Annotated in this window: 23 protein-coding genes; 11 read left to right on the top strand and 12 right to left on the bottom strand. The window is 65.9% G+C overall.

What is annotated here, in order from left to right; all coding sequences use genetic code 11:
• The first annotated feature begins 42 nt into the window (after window positions 1-42).
• From ACFVWT_RS10415 to ACFVWT_RS10405, 3 genes are all read left to right on the top strand, one after another.
• Window positions 43-783, top strand: a complete 741-nt coding sequence (locus ACFVWT_RS10415; protein WP_390247730.1) for a Type 1 glutamine amidotransferase-like domain-containing protein — start codon at window positions 43-45, stop codon at window positions 781-783.
• The gene (locus ACFVWT_RS10410; protein ID WP_390247728.1) at window positions 776-2,188 is read left to right on the top strand and encodes an amidase; all 1,413 of its coding nucleotides are present in this window, start codon (window positions 776-778) and stop codon (window positions 2,186-2,188) included. The genes ACFVWT_RS10415 and ACFVWT_RS10410 overlap by 8 nt, the downstream gene beginning before the upstream one ends.
• Window positions 2,189-2,259: 71 nt before the next feature.
• Window positions 2,260-3,729, top strand: coding sequence for a peptide MFS transporter (locus ACFVWT_RS10405; protein ID WP_390247726.1), 1,470 nt, complete (start codon window positions 2,260-2,262; stop codon window positions 3,727-3,729).
• 39 nt (window positions 3,730-3,768) lie between these two features.
• On the opposite strand, the gene ACFVWT_RS10400 is transcribed toward ACFVWT_RS10405, so the two are convergent.
• Complete coding sequence (locus ACFVWT_RS10400) at window positions 3,769-4,227, bottom strand: DUF4190 domain-containing protein (RefSeq protein ID WP_390247724.1); 459 nt, start codon at window positions 4,225-4,227, stop codon at window positions 3,769-3,771.
• 96 nt (window positions 4,228-4,323) lie between these two features.
• Entirely contained in the window at window positions 4,324-5,154 is an 831-nt protein-coding gene (locus ACFVWT_RS10395; protein WP_390247722.1) for a nuclease-related domain-containing protein, read from the bottom strand.
• Window positions 5,155-5,418: 264 nt separating this feature from the next.
• Between ACFVWT_RS10395 and pgm the strand changes: the two genes are divergently transcribed.
• Window positions 5,419-7,068 carry a phosphoglucomutase (alpha-D-glucose-1,6-bisphosphate-dependent) gene (gene pgm / locus ACFVWT_RS10390; protein WP_390247720.1) on the top strand — a complete coding sequence of 550 codons (1,650 nt, stop codon included), beginning with the start codon at window positions 5,419-5,421 and terminating at the stop codon, window positions 7,066-7,068.
• Here the strand turns inward: pgm and ACFVWT_RS10385 are convergent.
• The gene (locus ACFVWT_RS10385; protein ID WP_390247718.1) at window positions 7,058-7,600 is read right to left on the bottom strand and encodes a hypothetical protein; all 543 of its coding nucleotides are present in this window, start codon (window positions 7,598-7,600) and stop codon (window positions 7,058-7,060) included. The two genes, pgm and ACFVWT_RS10385, sit on opposite strands and share 11 nt — an antisense overlap.
• Before the next feature lie 237 nt (window positions 7,601-7,837).
• On the bottom strand, window positions 7,838-8,443 hold the full coding sequence (locus ACFVWT_RS10380; protein ID WP_390247716.1) for a malonic semialdehyde reductase: 606 nt from the start codon (window positions 8,441-8,443) through the stop codon (window positions 7,838-7,840).
• Between the two features lie 206 nt (window positions 8,444-8,649).
• Here ACFVWT_RS10380 and ACFVWT_RS10375 point away from each other — a divergent pair, with 206 nt between their 5' ends.
• Window positions 8,650-10,005, top strand: a complete 1,356-nt coding sequence (locus ACFVWT_RS10375; RefSeq protein WP_390247714.1) for a uracil-xanthine permease family protein — start codon at window positions 8,650-8,652, stop codon at window positions 10,003-10,005.
• A gap of 59 nt (window positions 10,006-10,064) precedes the next feature.
• On the opposite strand, the gene ACFVWT_RS10370 is transcribed toward ACFVWT_RS10375, so the two are convergent.
• On the bottom strand, window positions 10,065-10,586 hold the full coding sequence (locus ACFVWT_RS10370; protein WP_390247712.1) for a hypothetical protein: 522 nt from the start codon (window positions 10,584-10,586) through the stop codon (window positions 10,065-10,067).
• A gap of 50 nt (window positions 10,587-10,636) precedes the next feature.
• Complete coding sequence (locus ACFVWT_RS10365; protein WP_390247710.1) at window positions 10,637-11,533, bottom strand: SDR family oxidoreductase; 897 nt, start codon at window positions 11,531-11,533, stop codon at window positions 10,637-10,639.
• Between the two features lie 213 nt (window positions 11,534-11,746).
• On the opposite strand from ACFVWT_RS10365, the gene ACFVWT_RS10360 reads away from it, so the two are divergent.
• Together ACFVWT_RS10360 and ACFVWT_RS10355 are read left to right on the top strand one after the other, a co-directional pair.
• Window positions 11,747-12,241: a DUF6328 family protein gene (locus ACFVWT_RS10360; RefSeq protein WP_390247708.1), complete on the top strand. Its 495-nt coding sequence runs from the start codon at window positions 11,747-11,749 to the stop codon at window positions 12,239-12,241.
• A gap of 51 nt (window positions 12,242-12,292) precedes the next feature.
• On the top strand, window positions 12,293-12,955 hold the full coding sequence (locus ACFVWT_RS10355) for a DUF6766 family protein (RefSeq protein ID WP_390247706.1): 663 nt from the start codon (window positions 12,293-12,295) through the stop codon (window positions 12,953-12,955).
• A gap of 21 nt (window positions 12,956-12,976) precedes the next feature.
• Here the strand turns inward: ACFVWT_RS10355 and ACFVWT_RS10350 are convergent, their stop codons facing one another.
• From ACFVWT_RS10350 to ACFVWT_RS10340, 3 genes are all read right to left on the bottom strand, one after another.
• Window positions 12,977-14,101: a glycerate kinase gene (locus ACFVWT_RS10350; RefSeq protein WP_390247704.1), complete on the bottom strand. Its 1,125-nt coding sequence runs from the start codon at window positions 14,099-14,101 to the stop codon at window positions 12,977-12,979.
• A gap of 79 nt (window positions 14,102-14,180) precedes the next feature.
• Entirely contained in the window at window positions 14,181-14,993 is an 813-nt protein-coding gene (locus tag ACFVWT_RS10345; RefSeq protein ID WP_390247702.1) for an alpha/beta fold hydrolase, read from the bottom strand.
• Window positions 14,994-15,027: 34 nt separating this feature from the next.
• The gene (locus ACFVWT_RS10340) at window positions 15,028-15,294 is read right to left on the bottom strand and encodes a DUF6480 family protein (RefSeq protein WP_390247700.1); all 267 of its coding nucleotides are present in this window, start codon (window positions 15,292-15,294) and stop codon (window positions 15,028-15,030) included.
• Between the two features lie 193 nt (window positions 15,295-15,487).
• Between ACFVWT_RS10340 and ACFVWT_RS10335 the strand changes: the two genes are divergently transcribed.
• Both ACFVWT_RS10335 and ACFVWT_RS10330 read left to right on the top strand, forming a co-directional pair.
• Window positions 15,488-16,273: a histidine phosphatase family protein gene (locus ACFVWT_RS10335; protein ID WP_390247698.1), complete on the top strand. Its 786-nt coding sequence runs from the start codon at window positions 15,488-15,490 to the stop codon at window positions 16,271-16,273.
• Window positions 16,257-17,237 (top strand): NAD(P)H-hydrate dehydratase, encoded by a 981-nt coding sequence (locus ACFVWT_RS10330; RefSeq protein WP_390247696.1) that lies wholly within the window; start codon window positions 16,257-16,259, stop codon window positions 17,235-17,237. Before ACFVWT_RS10335 ends, ACFVWT_RS10330 begins: the two co-directional genes overlap by 17 nt.
• Before the next feature lie 118 nt (window positions 17,238-17,355).
• On the opposite strand, the gene ACFVWT_RS10325 is transcribed toward ACFVWT_RS10330, so the two are convergent.
• Both ACFVWT_RS10325 and ACFVWT_RS10320 read right to left on the bottom strand, forming a co-directional pair.
• On the bottom strand, window positions 17,356-18,177 hold the full coding sequence (locus ACFVWT_RS10325) for a class I SAM-dependent methyltransferase (RefSeq protein WP_390247694.1): 822 nt from the start codon (window positions 18,175-18,177) through the stop codon (window positions 17,356-17,358).
• Window positions 18,178-18,230: 53 nt separating this feature from the next.
• A complete protein-coding gene (locus ACFVWT_RS10320) occupies window positions 18,231-18,602 on the bottom strand; it encodes an STAS/SEC14 domain-containing protein (RefSeq protein WP_390247692.1) in 372 nt (123 codons plus the stop codon).
• 94 nt (window positions 18,603-18,696) lie between these two features.
• Between ACFVWT_RS10320 and ACFVWT_RS10315 the strand changes: the two genes are divergently transcribed.
• Window positions 18,697-20,340, top strand: coding sequence for an ATP-binding protein (locus tag ACFVWT_RS10315; RefSeq protein ID WP_390247690.1), 1,644 nt, complete (start codon window positions 18,697-18,699; stop codon window positions 20,338-20,340).
• Between the two features lie 65 nt (window positions 20,341-20,405).
• Here ACFVWT_RS10315 and ACFVWT_RS10310 read toward each other — a convergent pair whose 3' ends face one another.
• A complete protein-coding gene (locus ACFVWT_RS10310; RefSeq protein ID WP_209741713.1) occupies window positions 20,406-20,561 on the bottom strand; it encodes a hypothetical protein in 156 nt (51 codons plus the stop codon).
• A gap of 145 nt (window positions 20,562-20,706) precedes the next feature.
• On the opposite strand from ACFVWT_RS10310, the gene ACFVWT_RS10305 reads away from it, so the two are divergent.
• On the top strand, window positions 20,707-21,735 hold the full coding sequence (locus ACFVWT_RS10305; protein ID WP_390247688.1) for a hypothetical protein: 1,029 nt from the start codon (window positions 20,707-20,709) through the stop codon (window positions 21,733-21,735).
• Window positions 21,736-21,787 lie beyond the last annotated feature (52 nt).

Here is a 21,787-nt window from a genome sequence, read left to right as displayed (position 1 = left end):
GGGGCACGTTACGCTTCAATGGAAGGCAAAGGAGAATCGTCGATGGCAGCCCCACAGCCAACCATCCTGGCCACGTCCGGCGGATACAAGGCCGGCCGGCGTTCACGGCTGGAGTTTGACGCCCTGCTGCACCACGCCGTCGAACTTTCCGGCCTCACCGGGCGCGCCCCGCGCGTGACGCACATCGGCACCGCGGCCGGTGACCAGCGCTCATTCAACGCTGAACTGGACCAGGCTGCCAAGATAGCCGGCTTCGATTTCAGCCACCTCAATCTCTTCACCATGCCCAGCTTCGACGATCCTGAAGCCCATCTCCTGGAACAGGACGTGGTGTGGGTCAACGGGGGTTCGGTGGTGAACCTCCTGGCAGTCTGGCGGGCCCACGGCCTGGACGAAATCCTGCGGCGCGCCTGGGAAGCAGGCGTGGTCCTCGCCGGCGTCTCGGCAGGGTCAATTTGCTGGTTCCAGGGCGGCACCACTGATTCGTTCGGCCCGCAGCTGCGTCCGGTGACCAACGCCCTGGGCTTCCTGCCCTATGCCAACGGCGTGCATTACGACTCGGAGGCCCAGCGCCGACCGCTGGTGCACCGGCTGGTGGCCGACGCCACTCTGGGCGAGACCCACTGCACGGACGACGGCGCGGGGCTGGTTTACTTCGGTACCGACCTCGTGGAGGCGGTCACCGAAGTGCGGGGCAAGGCAGCGTATCGCGTCACCCGACAGGTCCAGGGTGGCGCGGCGACCGCCGCGGAAGAGCGCCTGGAGGCACGTTTCCTTGGCTGACATCCACGAACTTTTCGCGGTGGGGCTTCGCGACGCCCTGCACTCGGGCGAGCTCTCCGCCCGCGAGGTAACGGAGCATTTCCTCGCCCGGATCGCGGCCCGGAATCCAGCCCTCGGCGCCTTCATCACGGTGACCGGGGAACAGGCCCTGGCGGATGCCGCGAACGCGGACACACGGTACGCCCGATCGGCCGGGCAGCTTCCGCTACTTCACGGCATGCCGGTGGCCTTCAAGGACCTGACAGATGTGGCCGGCGTGGTGACCACCCACGGCAGCGCAGCCCTGGAACACAAACCTGCGTCCGTGGACGGCGCACTGGCGGCGGTGTTGAAGGGCGCCGGTGCCATCTCGCTGGGCAAGACCCAGGTTCCGGAGTTCGGCCTGACCGCCTACAGCGAAAACCTGATCGCGCCGCCATCACGCAATCCGCACGCACTGAGCCGCAGCTCGGGAGGATCCTCGGGCGGAAGCGCCGCCGCGGTGGCCGCCGGCCTGGTTCCGTTCGCTCCCGGGTCCGACGGCGGCGGCTCCGTTCGGATCCCTGCGGCGGCGTGCGGGCTGGTGGGCCTGAAACCGGGACGCGGACTCGTCCCGGCCGGTGAAAGCACCGGTGATCCCGCCCGTCTGGTGGTAGCCGGCCCGCTGGCCAGGTCAGCCGCAGACGCCGCCCTGATGCTGGACGCCCTGGTGAACGCGCCGGACGCGGGCGGCTACCTCGCATCCGTCTCCGGGCCGCCGGGTCGACTGCGGATCGGCGTGAGCCTGGACAGCCCCTGGCAGGCTATTTTTCCGTTTACGGCGGCCCCTGAAGCCATGGATGCGCTCAACGAGGGCGTGCGCTTGCTGGAAGCGGCGGGCCACTCCACCGCCGAAGCGGCCGTCCGGTATGACAACCGCTACCCTGATGCGTTCACCACGGCGTGGACCGCCGGCGTCGGGAGCGCCCGGATTGCACCGCAGCGCGAAGCCCTCCTAACCCCGCTGACGCGCACGTTCCGACGGCGCGCACAGCAGCGGAGCGCGTCAAAACTCAACGAGGCCCTGGGCTTTCTGCGGCAGTTTGAACGGGACACGGTGGCCCAGTACAGGCAGTGGGACCTCATGCTGATGCCGGCGCTGGCCCAGACACCCCGTCCCGTGGGCTGGTTCACGGGAGCCTCGCACGGGGACGGCTACTGGCCCGTCTCGGAATGGGCAGGGGACGCCGACGGCGACTATCGAAAGCAGTGCGAATACGCGCCGTGGTCCAGCATGGTCAACGTGTGCGGCCTGCCCGCCATCAGCATTCCGGTGCACTGGACGGGCGGCTCACCCGGCGCCGGACTGCCCATGGGCATCCAGCTGGTGGGGCCTGCGGGATCCGAGAAGGTACTGCTGCAGGTGGCGGCGCAGATCGGGTTCTGACGGCGTGTCCGCCTTGCTTTCCTGCCGGCGGGAATGTGACAATCGCGCGTCCGGGTGCCACCCTTAAGTAAATGAGCACAACTCATTTATCCGATCGCCCCGCTACAACGCCGGGCGATACGTCATTTTTTGGCCACCCAAAGATGCTGGCCAGCCTCTTCTCCGTAGAAATGTGGGAACGCTTCTCCTTCTACGGGATGCAGGGCATCCTCCTCTACTACATGTACTTCACGGCCGCGCAGGGCGGCCTCGAAATTGAGCAGGGCCTGGCCGCCGGACTGGTGGGCGCCTACGGCGGCGGAGTCTACCTGTCCACCATTCTGGGCGCGTGGCTGGCTGACCGGCTCTTCGGCTCGGAACGGGTCCTGTTCGGCTCGGCAGTCCTGATCATGGCAGGCCACATCGCCCTGGCGCTTGTCCCGGGCATTCCCGGACTCATTGCCGGCCTGGTGCTGGTGGGCGTCGGCTCGGGCGGCCTCAAAGCCAATGCCACAGCGCTGGTGGGCACCCTCTACGGGGAGAAGGACGAACGCCGCGACGCAGGCTTCTCGATCTTCTATATGGGCATCAACGCCGGCGCGCTGATCGGCCCGCTGGTTACCGGGTGGCTGCAGGAAAGCCAGGGGTTCCACTGGGGCTTCGGCGCCGCCGCCGTGGGAATGGCCCTCGGCCTGGGCATCTACGCGATGGGACGCGGGAAGCTCCCCGAAGCGGCGCACCACGTGCCCAACCCGCTCCCGGCGGCCCAACGCACCAGGTACGGGCTGATCTTCCTGGCCATCGCCGCGGTGGTGGCCGTTCTCCTGGCCACCGGTGCCGTGAACGCCGAAAACCTGGCCATGTCCATGGCGTACGCGGCCATCGGCGCGTCCGTCCTCTACCTCGGACTGATCTTCTCCAGCAGCAAAGTGACAGGCATCGAGCGCAAGCGGGTGGTGGCCTTCATCCCGCTGTATATTGCCTCCGCAGCGTTCTGGGCACTTTTCCAGCAGCAGTTCACGTTTATTGCCGTGTACTCAGAAGAGAAGCTGGACCGGAACCTCTTTGGCTGGGAGATGCCGGCCGCCTGGGTGCAGTCGATCAACCCCGTGTTCATCATCATTTTTGCCGGCGTCATGGCTGCGCTGTGGACCCGGCTGGGCAACAAGCAGCCCGGCTCGGCCCTGAAGTTCTCCATCGGCCTGTTCGTGATGGGCCTGGCCTTCCTGGCCTTCATTCCGCTGGCCGGCAGCGGCAAGACGCCACTCCTGGCACTGGTGGGAATCCTGTTCCTGTTCACGCTGGCGGAGCTCTTCCTCTCCCCCATCGGGCTGTCCGTTACCACCAAGCTGGCACCGCAGGCTTTCCACACGCAGATGGTGGCGCTGTTCTTCCTGTCCGTTTCGCTCGGCACCACCCTGGCCGGCATCCTGTCCGGGCTGTACAACCCGCAGGACGAACTGCCGTACTTCATCGGCATCGGCGGCACGGCCATGGCGCTGGCAGTCGGTCTCGCGGCGGCTTCTCCGGCCATTAAGAAACTGATGGCCGGAGTACGCTGACCCGGTAGTGTGGTGCGGGCCTGGGCGGAGTGAGGCCGCCTAGTACCCGTACCCCGCGTTGGACGCCGCCAAGATGGCCGCCACGGCGAACGTCAGCACAATCGCCGTCAGTGCCAGGCCGACGTAACCGAGCACCAGGCCCGCGATGGCGAGTCCTCGCCCGGCAGGTTCCCGGTGCAGGGCAAGGTGGCCCAGGACCACGGCGGCGATCTGCGGCAGGATGAATAGACCCAGCCCGATGAATACCGCAATGCCGCAGCACAGGCTGGCAATACTCAGGCCCTTGGGCTCAGGGGGCATGCCGTAATACGACGGCTGCCCGTAGGCGGTGCCGTACGGTCCGGGGTGCTGGCCATAAGGTCCGGGCTGCTGGCCATAGTCCGGCTGGCCATAAGTGGCACCGGGCGGAACGGGCTGAGATCCCTGCGGTGGAACATACGACGGCGGCTGGTAGCCCTGGGGCGTCCCCTCGTCGCCGGGGGCAGGCTGGTTCGTCATTGGGAAATCCCTTTTGTGGTGGGTATATCCAGCCTACCAATGCGCCGCCCCCAGGGGCCGCGCCGTGATACACCCGTGACATGCCGCTGTCAGGGACTAGCGGTTCCAGAGCGGCGCCGAAAGTGAGAAAGCCACGATTCCCAGGACGAGCAGGCTCCACAGGACCGCCACAAGCTTGCCCGTAGAGGCCTGGTCTCCGGGTTGCGGGGGACGCCCGGCGGACCGGTATCCGCTGCGCGCCGGGACCGGCGCGGGATAAACGCCGCCCTGATAGGGACGAGCCAACGGATTGCGGGCCGGGTTACCGCGGAAGTCAGGTACGGCGGGTGCTTTCGCGGCGGGCGCCTGGGGCTGCGTGAGCTGCTGTCCCAGGTGGGAATACAGGCCAACCACCGTCTGGACATCAAGCACTGCCGGGAGGGCCGCAATCCGTGCCACCACCCTGTTGATGCCCAGCACTTCAATGCCGGATTCTGTTACCTCTGCAAAGTCAGGGTGGCCGGTCAGGCAAATGATGGAGCGGACCAGGCGCCTGTGCGGCGCACCGAGCAGTGCGGCAACGGCTGCCGCCTGCCCCAGGGCGCCGTCCACTGCAGGGTTCCGCGAGTAGCCGTTTTGCCTGAGGATGCCGTCCCTGACCTCAACCGTGCCGGACCAGTTCTTGGCATCCACCACCACAACGCCGCCCGGCCCCACCAGGACATGGTCGAGGTTGGCCAGCGGCCGTCCGGGCCAGTGCACATCGTGCAGCATGAACCAGCCATCCGGGGTCAGCCTGCCCAGCAGGGTGGCAGTGCGGCGCTCCCCCTCCGCCCCGGCGCCCCACGTGTCGGCGGCACGTTCGGCGTGGTCCAACTGGCGCTTCAGCCGCGCAATCCGCTCCGCAGCTAACCGTGACTGTTCTGACGCTCCGTCGCCTGCTGCCATGGAATGTCCTCCCCTTGGATTCGCCGCAACGCTGACGGCGGCGGAGGACCCGCCGTCGTAATTTGTTTAGAAAATTAGCAGCCGCGGCACGGGCGGTATATAGGTAGTTTTGGCGTCACCACTCGCTTTTTCGCAACCAATTACTGCCTCCGAATAAATGCAAAGAGGGGTGAATTGGTAAATGCGGGATGAAATTCGGCGTCATAGGGGCCGGATTCCGGACAAAGCGTGTTGCGTCCCGCCGTCGTCTGGCATGCTGGTGCAATGGCTAGCCGCGCGGGCACAGTTGCCCAACCCCAAGACCTTGTTGACCTCACTGCGCTCCTGGATGCGTACTACGATGTTTCCCCCGATCTGAGCGATCCGGGCCAGCGCGTTGCGTTCGGCACCTCCGGACACCGGGGATCCAGCCTCAAGGCTTCGTTCAATGAGCCCCACATCGTGGCCATCACCCAGGCGATCGTGGAATACCGCGCCGGCCAGGGCATCACCGGACCGCTGTACATGGCAAAGGACACCCACGGACTCAGCGAACCGGCGCAGAACTCCGCCCTCGAGGTGCTGGCGGCCAACGGCGTGAACGTGCTGATCGATGCCCGCCACGGGTACACGCCCACGCCTGCCCTGAGCCACGCCATCCTCACCCACAACCGGAACGCCCCCGCGGGAGCCCCGCAGGCTGACGGTATCGTGGTCACGCCCAGCCACAACCCGCCCGGTGACGGCGGCTTCAAGTACAACCCGCCGCACGGCGGACCCGCAGACACCGACGCCACCGGCTGGATCGCCAACCGCGCCAACGAACTCCTGGAAAACGGGCTCCGCGGCGTCAAGCGCATTCCGGTGGCCGATGCCCTGGCGGCTGAGACCACCGGCAAGTTCGACTTCCTCAGCAGCTACGTTGACGATCTTCCGTCCGTCCTGGACCTCAACGCCATCCGCGAGGCCGGCGTCCGGATCGGCGCCGACCCCATGGGCGGCGCCTCGGTGGACTACTGGGGCGAGATCGGCGAGCGCCACCATCTGAACCTCACCGTGGTGAACCCCACGGTTGATCCGCAGTGGGCGTTCATGACACTGGACTGGGACGAAAAGATCCGGATGGATTGCTCTTCGCCGTCAGCGATGGCCTCGCTGATCAACCGCATGTCCAGCGGCGCGAATTTCGACGTCGCCACCGGAAACGACGCCGACGCCGACCGCCACGGCATCGTCACACCGGACGGCGGGCTGATGAACCCGAACCACTACCTCGCCGTCGCCATCGACTACCTCTACCGCCACCGCACCGGCTGGAACCCGCAATCCGTGATCGGCAAGACCCTGGTCTCGTCGTCCATCATCGACCGCGTGGCCGAAAGCCTGGGCCGCAAACTCGTCGAGGTGCCGGTGGGCTTCAAGTGGTTTGTTCCCGGGCTGCTGTCCGGCGAGGGCGCGTTCGGCGGCGAAGAATCCGCCGGCGCTTCGTTCAACAAGATGGACGGCAGCGTCTGGACCACCGACAAGGACGGTATCCTGCTGGCGCTGCTGGCTTCGGAGATCACCGCCGTCACCGGCAAGTCGCCGTCGCAGCTCTACAAGGGCCTCACTGACCAGTTCGGCGATCCTGTCTATGCCCGGATCGACGCCGCAGCCACGCGCGAGCAGAAGGCGGCGCTGGGCAAGCTCTCGCCGTCCGACGTCACCGCCACCGAGCTCGCCGGCGAAACGATCACGGCCAAGCTCACGGAGGCCCCCGGGAACGGGGCGTCCATCGGCGGACTGAAGGTGGTCACCGAAAACGCGTGGTTCGCCGCCCGTCCGTCCGGGACCGAGGACGTCTACAAGATCTACGCCGAGTCGTTCAAGGGCGCCGATCACCTCAAGCAGGTCCAGGCGGAGGCCAAGGCCCTGGTTGACGGGGTTATTTCGTAAGTTCCCACAGATGGAGGATGCGCCGGACGGAATGGTTTCCGTCCGGCGCCATGTCCACCAAGGCCACGCGGTCAAGAACGACGGCGTCTCCCGGCTGAGGGCGCTTGGGCCCGTGATGGGACACATGGGGACGGTACTTGTCCAGGATGTGCTGCGGCGTGGGCACCCGGCCAGGCAGCTCCATAACGGTTCCCACCAGTGACTCGTGAAGTTCCTGCAGGGGCCTGCTGGGCTGTACGAGGCCGACCGGGACGGATCCTTGCCGGCCGAAGCCGGCATCCTCACCAATGGTGAGTCCAGAACCCAGGGCCGCCCGTACAGGCTTGTCGATAAGTCCGGCAATCCGGTCGGCGAGGCCGGCGCTTTGCCCGCCGCCGTCGTCGTTTCCCGCATCAACACTGGTGTCCGCGTCGCCGGACTGCAGGTCGACGTCGAACCTCACCAGGGTGATATGCAGGGGCCAGTCGTCGCGGGGAAACACGAGTCCGTCAGAAACGGGCTCGATGAAGGCCACCAGAATCAGGTTCCGCATAGGGCCAGTGTGCCACGATGCAGGGCGGCCTGCGCCCGTCCCGCGAGCGGCCGGGCACAGTAGCCGGATTGGCGATTTTGGCTAAAATGGGAAGTGGCCCCGGATACATGCCGTGCACTCAACTGCAGAAATGTTGTCCAGAGTGCCTCCGGCGTGTCCCCCATCGTGCCGGGGGCCTCTTTTGCGCGGCAGGCCGCGGGTTAAGCCGCAGCCAGGCCGCCGTGAGCAGGCGCGGACCTAGACGGTGCGGACCACATCTTCGTAAGCGAACTTGGGCTTTGCGGCACCCCAGGCGTCGGGACCGGGCTGGCCGATGTTGACCACTAGGAAGCTCTTCTGGTCTCGGGTGGGGAAGAACGCGGCGTCAATTAGGGAGAAATCGGCACCCGTCATGGGGCCGGCCGCGAAACCGAGCGAACGGACGGCCAGGATGAAGTAGCCGGCCTGCAGGTGTGCGTTATTGTTGCCCGTGCTTGCCGCGAGCTCCGGTGCGGCATCGTACATGGCCTTGGGGGCGTTGTAGCCGGGAAGGAAGTTGTCCCACTGATCCTGCCAGGCGGTGTCGTAGCTGAGGATGGCAACAAGCGGGGCGGACGCGGTCTTGGCCTTGTTGCCATTGGACAGCGTGTCCACCAACTGCGCGCGGGCCTCGTCGGAGCGAACATACGTCACCCGCAGCGGCTGGGAATTGAAGGCCGTGGGACCGAACTTGGTCAGTTCGTAGATGGCGCGGGCCTGCTCGTCCGTGACCTCGCCGGTGAAGGCGTTGGCCGTGCGCGCTTCGGCGAAGATCGCGTCCACTGCGGCTGCGTCGATCACTGCTTCTTCATGGGCAATTGTCATCTGCATACCTTTCGCTGGGCCCGCGCACCCGGAGGCGGCCGGCGCTTTTGCTGTCCATAGTTGCAACTTCAAGCGAATCTTTCCTCTTCCCGTGACCTCACGTGACCTTCCGCACAGCGGTGGGCCCCACGGCGTCGCGCGGTAATGTTGCTCCGGAAGATTCCTTCCCCGCTCCCGACATAAAATTCTTTGAAAGGCTCCCGGCCATGAGCATGCTTGGTACCAAATGGAAGCTTCACGGCAACGGAAAGTCGGTCCGGCCCGGTGAGGTGGTGGCCCCCGGTGAACGACTCACCTGGCCGCTCACCATCGGCGTGGGAATGCAGCACGTGGTAGCCATGTTCGGCGCCACGTTCCTGGTGCCGATCATCACCGGAATGCCGCCGGCCACCACACTGTTCTTCTCCGGCATCGGAACCCTGCTGTTCCTGGTAATCACACAGGGCAGGGTACCCAGCTACCTCGGATCCAGCTTTGCGTTCATTGCCCCGATCATGGCCTCCCAACAGCAGTTCGGGATTCCAGGCGCACTTGGCGGAGTGGTGCTCGCCGGCGCCGGGCTGGCCGTTATCGGCGCCGTGGTGCAAAAGTTCGGGGCCGGCTGGATCAACCGGCTCATGCCGCCCATCGTCACGGGTGCCATCGTGGCCCTGATCGGGCTGAACCTGGCCCCGGCCGCGAAAAACAACTTCGACGCCGCCCCCGTGACCGCGGCGATCACCCTCGCCACCATCATCCTGGTCAGCGTGCTGTTCAAGGGCATCCTGGGCCGGCTCAGCATCCTGGTGGGTGTGGTGGTGGGGTACTTCGTGGCCATGATCCGAGGCGAGGTGGACTACGCCAAAATGGACGCCGCGGCGTGGGTGGGGCTGCCGCACTTCCAGACCCCCGAATTCCACCTTGGCGTGGTGGGCCTCTTCGTTCCCGTGGTGCTGGTGCTGGTTGCCGAGAACATCGGCCACGTGAAGTCCGTGTCCGCGATGACCGGCCAGAACCTCGACGGCGTCTCCGGCCGTGCCCTGATGGCGGATGGCGCCGCAACGGTACTGGCGGGCTTCGGCGGCGGCTCCGGAACCACCACCTATGCGGAAAACATCGGTGTCATGGCCGCCACGAAGGTCTATTCGACGGCGGCCTACTGGGTGGCCGGCATCTTCGCGATCATCCTGAGCTTCTCCCCCAAATTCGGCGAACTGATCGCAACGGTTCCCCCGGGCGTGCTGGGCGGGGCCGCCACCATGCTGTACGGCATGATCGGCATCCTGGGCGTCAAGATCTGGGTCCAGAACAAGGTCAACTTCTCCAACCCGGTCAACCTGACCACAGCAGCGGTGGCCCTGATTATCGGCATCGCGAACTACACCTGGACCATCGGCGAACTGACGTTCACCGGCATCGCCCTGGGCTCCGCCGCCGCCCTGGTGATCTACCACGGCATGAAGGCCATCGCGAAGGCCCGCGGCAGCGTCGCGGAACCGGAAACCGAACAGGCCGGGCTGCCTCCGGCAGCCAAGGCAGCAATCAACGCCGCGGCCAAGCGGACTCCGAAAAAGCGCCCCTAAGACGCCTGCGGACGGCCGCATCAGCAGCCGCCCGCAGGGACAGTTCATCCGGAACCGAATTATCCGGCGTCGAAACTATCGTCGCCCCGGTCCTTGGGAGCCTTGCTGTCCGGCAGGTCGGTGCCGCTGCCGTCCGGAATCCCGGCCGCGTCCTGGTTAGGTTCCGAGGAGAACGGCCGTCCGGCGTCGGGATCCTCCGTGTTGGACTCATCCATCTCGGCATCCGCGGACGGCACTGCGGCGTCGTCTCCTGCTGACTGTCCTGTGTTCTCCGGCTCAAAGCCGGGGTCTGAGCTTTCGTTCCCTGCGTTCATCTGGTCCTCCGTTCCACCGAAGCGTCCCGCTCCGGGCTCTCCTGCACTGTCCTGGTCCTCGGCGCCGAACTGGCTGAGGTCGGGCGCCCCGGCGGGGTAGGTTTCGCCGTCGGGGCTGTCCTGGCTCAGGCCAGCCGCGTCGAAGGCCTCTTCGTCACGCGGCTGGGCGAACTTCTTCGTGTCCGCACCGCCCATTTCCTGCTCGACTGTAGGCGTACCGTAGCCGCCTTCTTCCTCGATGGGCGTGCCCTGGTTCTCCTGCGTCATCTCGTTCCTCCTGGGGTAGTCGGGCCTGAATGGAAAGTCTGTGGCAAGCGCTAAAGACCCTTTCCGCCGGTCACCGGAAGTACGGCCCCGGAGATGTAGGAGCCGTGGTCGGAGGCCAGCAGGACGTAGGCTGCCGCCAGCTCGGCTGGCTGTCCCGCCCGTCCCAGCGGAGTGTCCTGGCCGAACTTCGGGAGCTTCTCCGGCCATTCAGTGGCGGGAATCAGCGGCGTCCAAATGGGGCCGGGTGCAACCGCGTTGACCCTGATGCCCTTGGGGCCAAGCTCCTGGGCCAGGGCCTTGGTGAAGGCAACCTGGGCGCCCTTGGTCATGGCGTAGTCGATGAGCCCCGGTGAGGGGTTGAAGGCCTGGATGGAGGCGGTGGTGATGATTGATGCGCCCGCCTTGAGATGGGGTACTGCCGCCCTGGCCGTCCAGAGCAGGGAATACAGGTTCGTCTTGAAGACGCGGTCGAATTCCTCGGTGGGAAGCGTCTCAAAGCTGTCGCGGTTCTTTTGGTAGGCCGCGTTCAGTACCACCACGTCCAGGCGGCCGAACTCCGCCAGCGTATCCGCCACGATCCGGGTGCTGAAGTCTTCACTGCGGCCGTCGCCCGGCAGCAGCAGCGCCCGCTGCCCGGCCTTGCGGATCCACGCCGCCGTGTCCTGGGCATCGGCTTCCTCTTCGGGAAGGTAGGAAATGGCGACGTCGGCCCCCTCGCGGGCGAACGCAATGGCCACGGCCCTGCCGATCCCGGAGTCTCCGCCGGTGATGAGCGCCGCCTTGCCGGTGAGCGCGTTGCTTCCCTCGTAGCTCTCCTCGCCGTGATCCGGCTGCGGCTCCATGGGCGCCGTGAGCCCGGGCTGCTCCTGGACCTGCTCCGGGAACGGCCCCTCGTGATAGCCCGTCCTGGGGTCCAGCGGCTGGTGGTCCTGCTTGTTGTCGGTCATAGTCCACCTCGCTAACGTCTCGGTTTCCACTGGGTCCGGTCCGTGACCGGCCCTTCGAAACTATCCCAGCAGACAGGGCAAGTCCACCGTTTTTGACAAATTAGTCAGCAAACTTAGTATTGCCGGGGAGGCGGAGTATTGCCTGATGAATGCTTCAAGCCTAGGTTGAAAGTTAATTGCGCGCGAAGGCGTGCCCGGTCCGGAGGTGAGCCCATGTCAGAAAGTCATGACGCAGTGGCAGGCGACGGCCGGAACGAAACCGTCAATCAGCAGATGGACCGCAACTGGGGAGAGCTGATCCAGGAACTCCGGGTACTGCAGACAGGTGTGCAGATCCTCGCGGGCTTCCTCCTGACCATTCCCTTCCAGGAGCGGTTCAAGACCCTGGACGACTACCAGGTGGCACTCTACCTGGCCAACGTGATCCTTGCCGCACTGACCACCGCCGTCATCCTGCTCCCGGTCAGCGTGCACCGCAGGCTCTTCCGGAAACAACTCAAGAGGACGCTCGTTTCGAGCGCGGACCGGATAGCAAAAGTGGCGCTGGCCAGCGTCGCACTCCTCAGCGCCGGGACCGCGTCACTCGTTTTCGATGTGACCGCCGGACGGAACGCAGGACTCCTCGCCGGCGGTGGACTCCTCGCCGCCATGATCGTGCTGCTTGTGGTCGTGCCGATCTGGCTCCTCAAACGGGCATCGAGGGTCTAGCCACAATGCCAGGGCTGGACCCTAATTCAATCAAACTCCACGGGAGGCGCCATGAAGAAGTGGGCTAAGGAACACGGGCTGCTGCTGGCCAATATCGGGTTGTTCGTTCTGTTCTTTTGCGGCATGGTCATCAGCGGTGCCAGCGACTACAGCGAAGACCAGGTCGCCCATGGACAGTCGGCCGTGGGCATCGCCGAATATCTTGGCACCGGGGCATTTCTTGAAGCGACTTTCGAGAACTGGGAATCGGAATTCCTGCAGATGGGCATGTACGTCATCCTGACGGTATTCCTTTTCCAAAAGGGCTCCTCGGAATCGAAGCCGATGGGCAAGGAAGCACCCCAGGACCAGGACCCGCGGGATGCTCCCGTAAAGGCCACCACCCCCTGGCCCGTGCGGCGGGGCGGCTGGGTGCTCAAACTCTACGAGCACTCCCTGTCCATCATGTTCCTGCTGCTGTTCCTCGCATCCATCACCCTCCATGCGGTTGGCGGCAGTGAGGAATACAGCCAGGAACAGCAAAGCCACGGACAGCCTGGCGTGACGCTGCTCGGCTACCTCGTCACCAGCAGATTCTGGTTCGAGTCCTTCCAGAACTGGCAGAGCGAATTCCTGGCTGTCGCCGTCCTGGTCGGGGCCTCTGTCTACCTGCGCGAACGGGGTTCGCCCGAGTCCAAACCGGTGGCGGAACCGCATTACGAGACCGGCGCCTAGCGGTTGACCCGAGGCCCCGCGTCAGGCCCCTTCGAGGACCTGGCTGGTGGCCCAGGTGAGGTACTTCGCGGCGTTGGCGACGGCGTCTTCCGGACTGCTGGCGACGTCCAGCAGCTGCGCCGCGGCCACCACGCCGTGCTCGGCGAGGTCCTCCGGAGTGACCAGGATGCGGCCGGCCACCACAATGACCGGGATGCCCCTCTCGCGTGCTGCGTCCGCCAGTGCAATCGGGGCCTTGCCGGTCAACGACTGCGAATCCATGGACCCTTCACCGGTGATCACCAGGTCAGCCTCAGCCAACTGGCCGGCAAGGCCGGTCAGGCCCGCCACCAGGGCGAAGCCGCCTTCGAGGGTGGCGCCGCTGAACGCAAGGAACGACGCCGGGAAACCGCCGGCCGCACCGGCCCCGGGAACGTTGACATCGCGTCCCGTGGCCTGCCCCAGAACGGACGCCCAGTTACGGAGCCCGGCATCCAGCAGCTCCACGGCATCCGCATCTGCCCCCTTCTGCGGGCCAAAGACGTGTGCCGCTCCCTCGCTCCCGAACAGCGGGTTCTGAACATCCACTGCGATCCGGAACTTCACGGACGCCAGCCGGGGGTCCAGGCCGGACACATCCACGTCCACAACGTCCACGAGGGAACCGCCACCCAGGGGAACCACGTTTCCGGCAGCATCCACCGGCTTCAACCCCAGGGCGCGCAAGGCGCCGCTCCCGCCGTCGGACATGGCAGAACCGCCCACCCCCAGCACGATTTCGGTGGCCCCGGCGTCCAGCGCGGCAGCGATCAGCTGGCCGCAGCCGTAGCTGTGGGCACGCAGCGCGTTCGCGGGCGTGGGCTCCATGTGCGCCAGTCCCGACGCCTGGGCGGTCTCGATGACGGCGGTTGCGCCGCCGAAGGCATCCTTGCGGATGGCCCAGGCAGCACCGACTGGCGCAAGGATGGGGCCGACGACTGCGTTCAGCCGTTCCTCGTATCCGGCGGCGACGGCCGCTTCAAGGGTGCCTTCCCCGCCGTCGGCCACCGGAAACTGCGTGGCGACGGCGTCCGGATAGACGCGCAGCGCACCCTCGGCGATGGCGCTGGCCGCCTGGGCAGCGGTGAGTGACCCTTTGAACTTGTCCGGAGCGATGAGAATGCGCATGTGCCTATCCTGCCAGCATCCACCGGAAAGCGCTTGCCTTCATGTCATGAAACCGGAGAAAGTGACCAGCCGGCCCGGACTACTGACGGTTCAGGACTTGTTCCGGGGCGCCGGAACCGGGGAGGCCCGTAAAGCTGCTGATTGCGTGCGCCACCTGGGCCGTCCCGGTGTGCTGGACCACGTGCCCGGAGCCGGGGACCTCCACCAACGTCCCCGCCCGTGCCCGGCGGGACAGGATCCGGCACCATTCCCCAGTCGCGATGGGGTCGGATGCGCCGCGGAGGACCATCACGGGCGTGACCAGCCCGCGGATCCGTTCCTCGGTCCGGTAGTTCATCATGACCCGCAGCTCCTTGAGGTACCAGAGTGGCCCGCAGCGCAGGTAATCGCTGAACACCAAAGCGTTCGAACCCGGGGTTTCATAGAGGAGTGCGTCCTTGGCCAGCGCCAGCATCTGGCGGGGCAGCGTGCGGCGCCTGACATCCACCACAGGTCCCATCAGCACCACGTACGGCACTTCGTCCGGCCGTTGCAGGGCGGCTTCCAGGACGAATTGCGCCCCCATGGAATGGCCCACCAGGATACGCGGCCCCACCCCGGCCTGGTCCAGCACGTCATGGATAAAGGCTGCCTGGTCTGCCACCTTGAGCTGGCGGTCCGGGCGAGGCGTGGAGCCGAAGCCCGGAAGATCTATCGAAATAGTGTCCGCCATCCGCGCCATTGCCTGGTGCAGCCGGACAAGGTAGCGGTGGGAGACGCCAATCCCATGGATGAGGACAATGGTCGGGGACTCCGCGGGAGCCTCCGCACGGACGGTTGCTGTGGCACGCGAGGCGAACATCCGCCCGCGGAGGCCTCCGGCCTCGACGTCTGTAGCTACGGCACCCTTCATCCGTCGACAATAGCCCCCTGCGGAGCGTATTCAGCTATTCGCCGTGCCCCTGGTCCGCGCTCATGGAGTCTTCCGCGGGCGGCGTTTCGCCGGGCGGAACGCCCCCGCCGGGCTCCAGGCCGGTGATGTTGCCTTCCAGCGGGTCCGGGTTCGCCGTGGCCGCAGGATCCTTGGACGTCCGGTCCTTCCCCTCCGTTTCTTCAGGGCTGGTTGCTTCCGCGCCCGGCCGCCTCGACGACGGGTCAGCGCTGCCGGGCCGGTCCGGATTGGAGGGGTCGTTCTCCGGGTGGTAGGTGCTCATGGTGGGTCCGTTCTTCGGGGGCCGCCTGCATGGACTGCGGAGACGTGCAGGCTGATGGGTGGCCAGCCTAGCCTTCCATGATTACCGCGACAAGGACTCACGGGCAGTAGTAACGTGGGCCTTCCTGAGCTATACGCAGCCAACGAGGGCGCGAACGCGGCCCGGGAAACGGGCCCGGACCAAGGGGGTAGCAATGCCGCAATCCGATGACCGGAACTTCTTAGGAAGAGATCCCGCGGGAACGGGACTGACCGAACTGGTGCTGGTGCGTCACGGCGAGAGCGCAGGGAACGTGGCCGCGACGAGGGCCAGACAGGCCGGAGCGCATGTCATCGACGTGCCGGCCCGGGATGCCGATGTGGAGCTTTCCGCCACCGGACGAGATCAGGCCCTCGCCCTGGGCAGGCTGTTCGCTGACTTTCCCGAGGAAGATCGGCCCGCGGGGGTGTGGTCTTCGCCCTACGTCCGCGCCCGGCAGACGGCCGAGCTGGCCGTCAAAACCGGCGGCTGGCCCGCAGGTATCCTCATCGACGAACGGCTCCGGGACAGGGAACTGGGCATCCTGGACATGCTGACTTCCGCAGGGGTAGAAGCCCGGCTGCCGGAGGAAGCGGCCCGGCGGCGCTGGCTGGGAAAGTTCTACTATCGGCCCCCCGGCGGCGAGTCCTGGGCCGACGTCGTGCTTCGGCTTCGATCCCTGCTTGCCGATCTTGAACGGCAACCGGGCGGCCGGATCATGCTCGTGTGCCATGACGCGCTGATCCTGCTGTTCCGCTACATTCTTGAAGGGCTCAATGAATCCGAAATCCTCGATATTGCCGCGACGTCCACCATCCTCAACGCCTCCCTCACACGGTTCGTGCGGCCGGACGGGACCGGGCCGTGGATCCTGGAGAGCTTCAACATGGCCGACCACCTGGTCAGCGAAGGCGTGCCGGTGACCGAACATGCGGGGGACGCCAATGTCCACCCTGCCTAGCAATCCGGCAGCCAAGCCGGTCACTCCCACCATGCTGCGCGATTGGCCCCTTCCAGGCGGCGGATCCGGCAAGGACGACCGCGGATCCGTGCTGGTGATCGGCGGAGCCCGCAAGACTCCGGGCGCCGCACTTCTGGCCGGCACCGCGGCTTTGCGCGCCGGCGCGGGCCGGCTGACCCTGGCTGTTGCGGTTTCCACAGCGGTGCACGTTGCCGTGGCGCTGCCGGAAGCGGGAGTGGTGGGCCTCGCCGAAACAGACGACGGCGCCGTCGAAGGCTCCGGGGTATCTGTCCTGGCCGAAGAACTGAAGAAGGCCGCGGCCGTCCTCGTGGGACCGGGACTGGACGACTTGGGCGAAGCCGAGTCCCTCCTGAGGGAGCTGCTGAAGCTGGATTCCCGGAGCGCCGACGGCGACGAAGGAAGGGACGCCGACGGCGGCTCCGGCAAGGGGCCGGCGGTGGTCCTCGACGCCTACGCTTTGGGCTGCCTTCCGGGGCTCGTTGACGAGCTCGAACCGTGGGCGGGGCGGCTCATCCTGACCCCGAATATCACCGAAGCCGGGATCCTGCTGGGGCGGGAGGTCGAGGAACTGCACCAGGGCGTGGCGGAAATAGCCGGGCGTTACGGTGCCGTGGTGAGTTGCCAGGGCGTCATCGCCGGCCCCGGCCCGGAAGGGAAGCAGGACGGAAGCCCGGGGGACGAAAGCGGCAGCGCGGAGATCCAGCTGTGGGAAATCACCACCGGCTATGGCGGCCTGGGCACGTCCGGCAGCGGGGACATCCTGGCCGGCGCCATCGCGGGCCTCCGCGCCCGGGGGACGTCGGATGCGCAGGCGACGTGCTGGGGCACCCATCTCCACGCCGCTGCCGGCGACAGGCTGGCGAGCCGGCTGGGTAGCCTCGGATACCTGGCCCGGGAACTTGCCGATGAGCTGCCCGCCCTCATGATGGAACTGGGAACCTGATCCTGCCCCAACGGCCTCTGGACAATTCATAAGCATGCCGATAATTCTGGAGTGTCACAGGCCCGCCGGGGCATGGGCCGCGGCTAGCGCCGGGCCGCACGGGGTCCGGGAGCTGTGCCTAGCTCCTTGCCTCCAGCACAGCGAAGTAGCCGGGAATGAGATCGGACCGGGCGGGGTTGGACAGGGGCATCGTCTCGATCGTCGTGGGCCCTTCCTCGATCAGGGTCCAGCGGCCGGCCGGGAACGCCAGGCTCCGCTCCTTGGGGCCGAAGCGCCCCGGCATCGGCAGCCCGCGAATGGCGCCTTCAAGCGGCGCAGGAATGGAACGGAGCGTTGCGCCGAGGTGCGACACGTAGTCGATGGCGTTGCCCCGGAAGTCGGTTTCGGCCAGGAAGACGCGGCCGTTCGCCTCCGTGATGGCACGGGCATTTTCGGCCAACGCGAACCGGTCACGTTCGCCCAGGACGTGCAACACACCACGGATGAAGACATTCGCTCCGCCTCCTGCCGGGCGTCCCGCCCCCAGTGCGGCAAGTTCCTCCCGCAGTCGGCTCCCCGCACCGGGCGCCGTCATGTCAGCCACGGCATAGGAAACGTTCGCCAGCCCGGCCGACTCGGCGCGGGCACGCCGGACTGCATGCGCGGAAACGTCGACCCCCACAGCATGGGGGAAATGCCCGGCCAGCTGCCGGGTGAAGCTGCCGTTGCCGCAGCCGATGTCCACCACCGGCAGGCCGGGGTCCAGGTGCTGTCGCAGCCTGTCCACATAGCCGCGCATTTCGTGGTCGCTGCCGGAGTCCCAGAGCACATCTCCGGTGGCTCCCGTGGCTTTGACATTGGACCAGAACTGGTCCCACGCAACATGGTGGTCCCGCGGTGCGCCTGCGGATAAGCGCACTAGCTTGGGGACCAGCAGATACTTTTTCAGGGCGGCGAGCATGGTCCAAATATAAGGGCAACGAGATGACGCCCGAATAATAAAGGCGCCACGACTCACGTCAGGGCAAGCCAGGTGAGTGCGTCCCGCTCAGACGTAAAGAACTTGGTGGGGCACGGCACAGAGTTGATCCCCAGGAAGAAATTTGCCAGGACCCTGTCGACCGGCGAGGAGCCCAGCAGGGCGATGCGGGACGCCTGGCACGGGCGGCCGAACACAGCGCGGGCGCCGCGGGACACCTCGGCCGTCGTGGCCATGTCCACCAGCATGGGATGCCGGTCGTTGCCGCAGAGTTGGTTCACCCTGATCATGGCGCGTTCCGCGTCCTGGGCCGTGATCACGGCGCCCCGCGGCCACGTCAGCCGGAGTACTCCGTTGGTTCCGAGCGTCAATCCCGCTTCCGCGCCCGCCTCGTCGTCTCCGGACATTTCCGCCCTTCCTCCCGCCAGGTGTGGCCCGCACGGGATGCTCGCCAGTGATGTAACCCTACAATGTACTCAACCGGGGACCGAAGGGGGCAGTGTGGTAATTCAGACGGCGGAGAAATCACTCGTACCACGCACGGCCGTCGTGGCGGATCCGGACAGCGGTCGCCGGACCGCCACGGCCGGGTTCCTGGCAGCCGCGGGGTTCGAGGTCTCCACGGCCTCAAACCACGAAATACTGACCGGCCTCCTGGAGCAGCACGTGCCCAGCATCATCGTCGCGGACCATTCCTTCGGGGTCCCGCCAGTGGATGCGCCGTTGCTGCTCCTCGTTGACCTGGCAGACGAATCCGCAGCGGACAGCCTCCGGACGCTCGGCATGGCGGACTACATCGCGAAGCCGGCCGCGCCGGACGAGCTGGTGCACCGGGCGGACGTTCTGGTCAGCCGCGCCGCACAGCGCTCCGACGCCCGGCAAAGCGCTGAGCGGCTGCGCGAAAAGCTCCGCCTGGTGTCCTCCGCCATCCGCGCCACCCACGATCCCCGCCTGATTTCGGATTCCCTGGTGAGGGGATTCGGGGAGACTTTTTGCGCCGACCGCGTACTGTTCACCACGTTCGACGACGACCGGGTACCGCGGATAGCCGCCCAGTGGCACCGCCCGGGCCTCGCCCCGGTCCCCGAAGGACTCGGAATCCAGGAGTCCTCCGCGCACCGCGTTGCGGACCGGCTGTGGTCGGAGGCCGAAGTTCTTGCGGTGGAAGACCACCATTTCCACGAATGGGCCCCTGAGGACCAGGAACTGGCGGCCTGGTCCGAAAATATGGGCCCGTGGGCGTCCGCATTCGTTCCCGTGGGCGAGGGAAAGTCATCGCTCGGCGTCATCTGGATTGCGCAGCTGGACGAGCCTCGCGTGTGGACACGGACCGAAATTTCCCTGATTCAGCACGTTGCCGGCAACGTTGCCTACGGGCTCATCCAAAGCCATTTGATGAGCGCCCAGCAACGGGTGGTCAAGCAGTTGCGGCAGCTTGACCAGGCCAAGACCGACTTCCTGGCCACCGTCAACCATGAGCTCCGGACCCCGCTGACTTCCATCTCCGCCTACCTCGACATGATCCAGGACGGCGTGGGGGGTCCGGTGCCTCCTGAAGTGAACCGGATGCTGGACATCATTGTCAGGAACTCCGAGCGGCTCCGCCGGCTGATCGAAGATATGCTCACTGTTTCCCGCCAGGACTACGACGGCGCCAACCTGCACCTGGGCCCCGTCCAGCTGGGGCACACCCTGCAGATCGTTACGGTTGCGCTGCGTCCGCTGGCAGAACTGGGGGACGTTTCCATCTCCTTGGAGCTGTGTGAGGGCGATCCGGCGATAATCGCCGATGAAGTCCAGCTGGAGCAGGTGTTTACCAACCTTGTTTCAAATGCCATCAAATTCACGCCACGCGGAGGCAGGATTGTTGTCAGTTGCCGCTTTGAGGCAATGACGGACGGCGAGGCGGGCGTAAATGTTCATGTTCGCGACACGGGGGTAGGAATCCCGGAAGAAGAAATCCCGCACCTTTTTACCCGGTTTTTCCGTGCCTCCAACGCCACATCCACTGCCGTGCCGGGCAGCGGCCTGGGACTCGCGATTGCACACGACATCGTGAAGGCACACCGCGGATATGTGGCCGTGAACTCGGAGCTGGGGGCTGGAACCACCATCACTGTCCAACTGCCGGTTTCCGGACCCTGAAGCCGTTCTCGGCCTTAAAAGGAACTGCCCCCGGATAAGAAATCCGGGGGCAGTCTTTTGCCGAACTAGTTGGGCCACCAACCGATGGAGGACTGGGTAGTCGTCGTCTTGCTGGAGCTGCTGACAGTTGTGTCCGACTTAGGAGCGGCGTTGGCGGGTGCTGCAAATCCAGCGACAGCCAGAACGCCGGTGAGCAAGAATGTTGCGGCAATCTTCTTCATCCGTTGGTCCTTTCAATCAATTAGGTTCGATCATGCATTACGAGCGTCATTATACGGTCCGATCATCAACATTAAAGCCATGTAATACGAAAGTAATTGCCGGAACCCGACTGCGGCCGGGGCAGCCATGATGGATAATTGGCAAATGCCGTATCCCCGGAATTTGACTCCCTACGTAGTTGCCGAGCTGCAGGCCCGCGAAAGTGCCAGAAACCGCGATTATGCCGCTGCGAAAGCGCAGGCCGCCGCGGCCGCCGCCCTGGCCCTGGAGTCCGGTGATTTTTCCGGCTGGTGGAACATGATCTACCTCAAGGCCGAGTGCCTCCGTGACGAGGGCTCAATCTCCGAGTGCCTGGAAGTGGCCAGGTCCCTCGCCGAATCCCCGCTGTCAGCCGATCACCCCTTGCTGGCCGCCCGCGCCTACACGCTGCTGGCTGTGGCCCAGCAAGGACTTGGCCGGCTCCCTGACGCTGTGTCGTCCGCCGCAACAGCCGCCAACCTCGTGGCCGGCAACGCCGAGTACGTATACCTCCACGTGGAAGCACAGCGCGCACTCATCGCCGCCCTGGCCGAGAGCCGCCGGCTGGAAGAGGCGTGGGACCAGTGCCTTCTGCTGGAGGGCCTGCTGACGGAGCTCGTGGATGAGGACACCGCAGGCAAGGCCTACTGGGTGATCGGAAACGTCGCGTTCCTCACTGGCAGGGTCACGGACGGCGGCCGGTACCACGACATGGCCGCAGAGAGCCTTTCACCATCGAAGGACGTGGACCTCTGGGCCCGGTTTAACCGCGCGTCGGCGGTGATGCGTCTTGAGGCTGAACTCACCGGACCCGCGACGCTTCGCTGCATCGAACGGGCCGAACTTGCCACTGAAGTCGTCGGCGGAAGCGATCGCGACCTCCTTGAAATGTCCTTTGCCCGCGCCCACTGGAATTTCCTGACCGGTGACATGGCCACCGCCATCAAAATGCTCAGGCCGCTTTGCACCGAAGCCGGGATTCTGGCCACACAAACGGCCGGGGAAGCCTCTTTCCTGCTGGGAAAATCCCTCCTTGCCAACGGTGAACGCGACGAAGCCCTCCAGCGGCTGGCGGATGCTGCCGAGCTCTTCGACAATGCCGCCGCCTCGGAACGGAGCGCCCAGGTCCGCGCGTTTGCGGCCGATGTGGGCTAACGGGCTCCGGACGCCGGTGGACAGTGTATTTTAGTCGCAGGGCCTCGCCGGA

Source organism: Arthrobacter sp. NPDC058288 (genome assembly GCF_042880995.1).
Taxonomy (GTDB): Bacteria; Actinomycetota; Actinomycetes; order Actinomycetales; family Micrococcaceae; genus Arthrobacter.
The sequence above is the reverse complement of the archived record's forward strand: the minus strand, read 5'-3'. Positions and strand labels throughout refer to the sequence as shown.

Coding starts and splice junctions, on each gene's coding strand:
- ACFVWT_RS10415 (WP_390247730.1), top strand. CDS start 43: ATGGCAGCCCCACAGCCAACCATCCTGGCCACGTCCGGCGGATACAAG.
- ACFVWT_RS10405 (WP_390247726.1), top strand. CDS start 2,260: ATGAGCACAACTCATTTATCCGATCGCCCCGCTACAACGCCGGGCGAT.
- ACFVWT_RS10400 (WP_390247724.1), bottom strand. CDS start 4,227: ATGACGAACCAGCCTGCCCCCGGCGACGAGGGGACGCCCCAGGGCTAC.
- ACFVWT_RS10395 (WP_390247722.1), bottom strand. CDS start 5,154: ATGGCAGCAGGCGACGGAGCGTCAGAACAGTCACGGTTAGCTGCGGAG.
- pgm (WP_390247720.1), top strand. CDS start 5,419: ATGGCTAGCCGCGCGGGCACAGTTGCCCAACCCCAAGACCTTGTTGAC.
- ACFVWT_RS10385 (WP_390247718.1), bottom strand. CDS start 7,600: ATGCGGAACCTGATTCTGGTGGCCTTCATCGAGCCCGTTTCTGACGGA.
- ACFVWT_RS10380 (WP_390247716.1), bottom strand. CDS start 8,443: ATGACAATTGCCCATGAAGAAGCAGTGATCGACGCAGCCGCAGTGGAC.
- ACFVWT_RS10375 (WP_390247714.1), top strand. CDS start 8,650: ATGAGCATGCTTGGTACCAAATGGAAGCTTCACGGCAACGGAAAGTCG.
- ACFVWT_RS10370 (WP_390247712.1), bottom strand. CDS start 10,586: ATGACGCAGGAGAACCAGGGCACGCCCATCGAGGAAGAAGGCGGCTAC.
- ACFVWT_RS10365 (WP_390247710.1), bottom strand. CDS start 11,533: ATGACCGACAACAAGCAGGACCACCAGCCGCTGGACCCCAGGACGGGC.
- ACFVWT_RS10360 (WP_390247708.1), top strand. CDS start 11,747: ATGTCAGAAAGTCATGACGCAGTGGCAGGCGACGGCCGGAACGAAACC.
- ACFVWT_RS10355 (WP_390247706.1), top strand. CDS start 12,293: ATGAAGAAGTGGGCTAAGGAACACGGGCTGCTGCTGGCCAATATCGGG.
- ACFVWT_RS10350 (WP_390247704.1), bottom strand. CDS start 14,101: ATGCGCATTCTCATCGCTCCGGACAAGTTCAAAGGGTCACTCACCGCT.
- ACFVWT_RS10345 (WP_390247702.1), bottom strand. CDS start 14,993: ATGAAGGGTGCCGTAGCTACAGACGTCGAGGCCGGAGGCCTCCGCGGG.
- ACFVWT_RS10340 (WP_390247700.1), bottom strand. CDS start 15,294: ATGAGCACCTACCACCCGGAGAACGACCCCTCCAATCCGGACCGGCCC.
- ACFVWT_RS10335 (WP_390247698.1), top strand. CDS start 15,488: ATGCCGCAATCCGATGACCGGAACTTCTTAGGAAGAGATCCCGCGGGA.
- ACFVWT_RS10330 (WP_390247696.1), top strand. CDS start 16,257: ATGTCCACCCTGCCTAGCAATCCGGCAGCCAAGCCGGTCACTCCCACC.
- ACFVWT_RS10325 (WP_390247694.1), bottom strand. CDS start 18,177: ATGCTCGCCGCCCTGAAAAAGTATCTGCTGGTCCCCAAGCTAGTGCGC.
- ACFVWT_RS10320 (WP_390247692.1), bottom strand. CDS start 18,602: ATGTCCGGAGACGACGAGGCGGGCGCGGAAGCGGGATTGACGCTCGGA.
- ACFVWT_RS10310 (WP_209741713.1), bottom strand. CDS start 20,561: ATGAAGAAGATTGCCGCAACATTCTTGCTCACCGGCGTTCTGGCTGTC.
- ACFVWT_RS10305 (WP_390247688.1), top strand. CDS start 20,707: ATGCCGTATCCCCGGAATTTGACTCCCTACGTAGTTGCCGAGCTGCAG.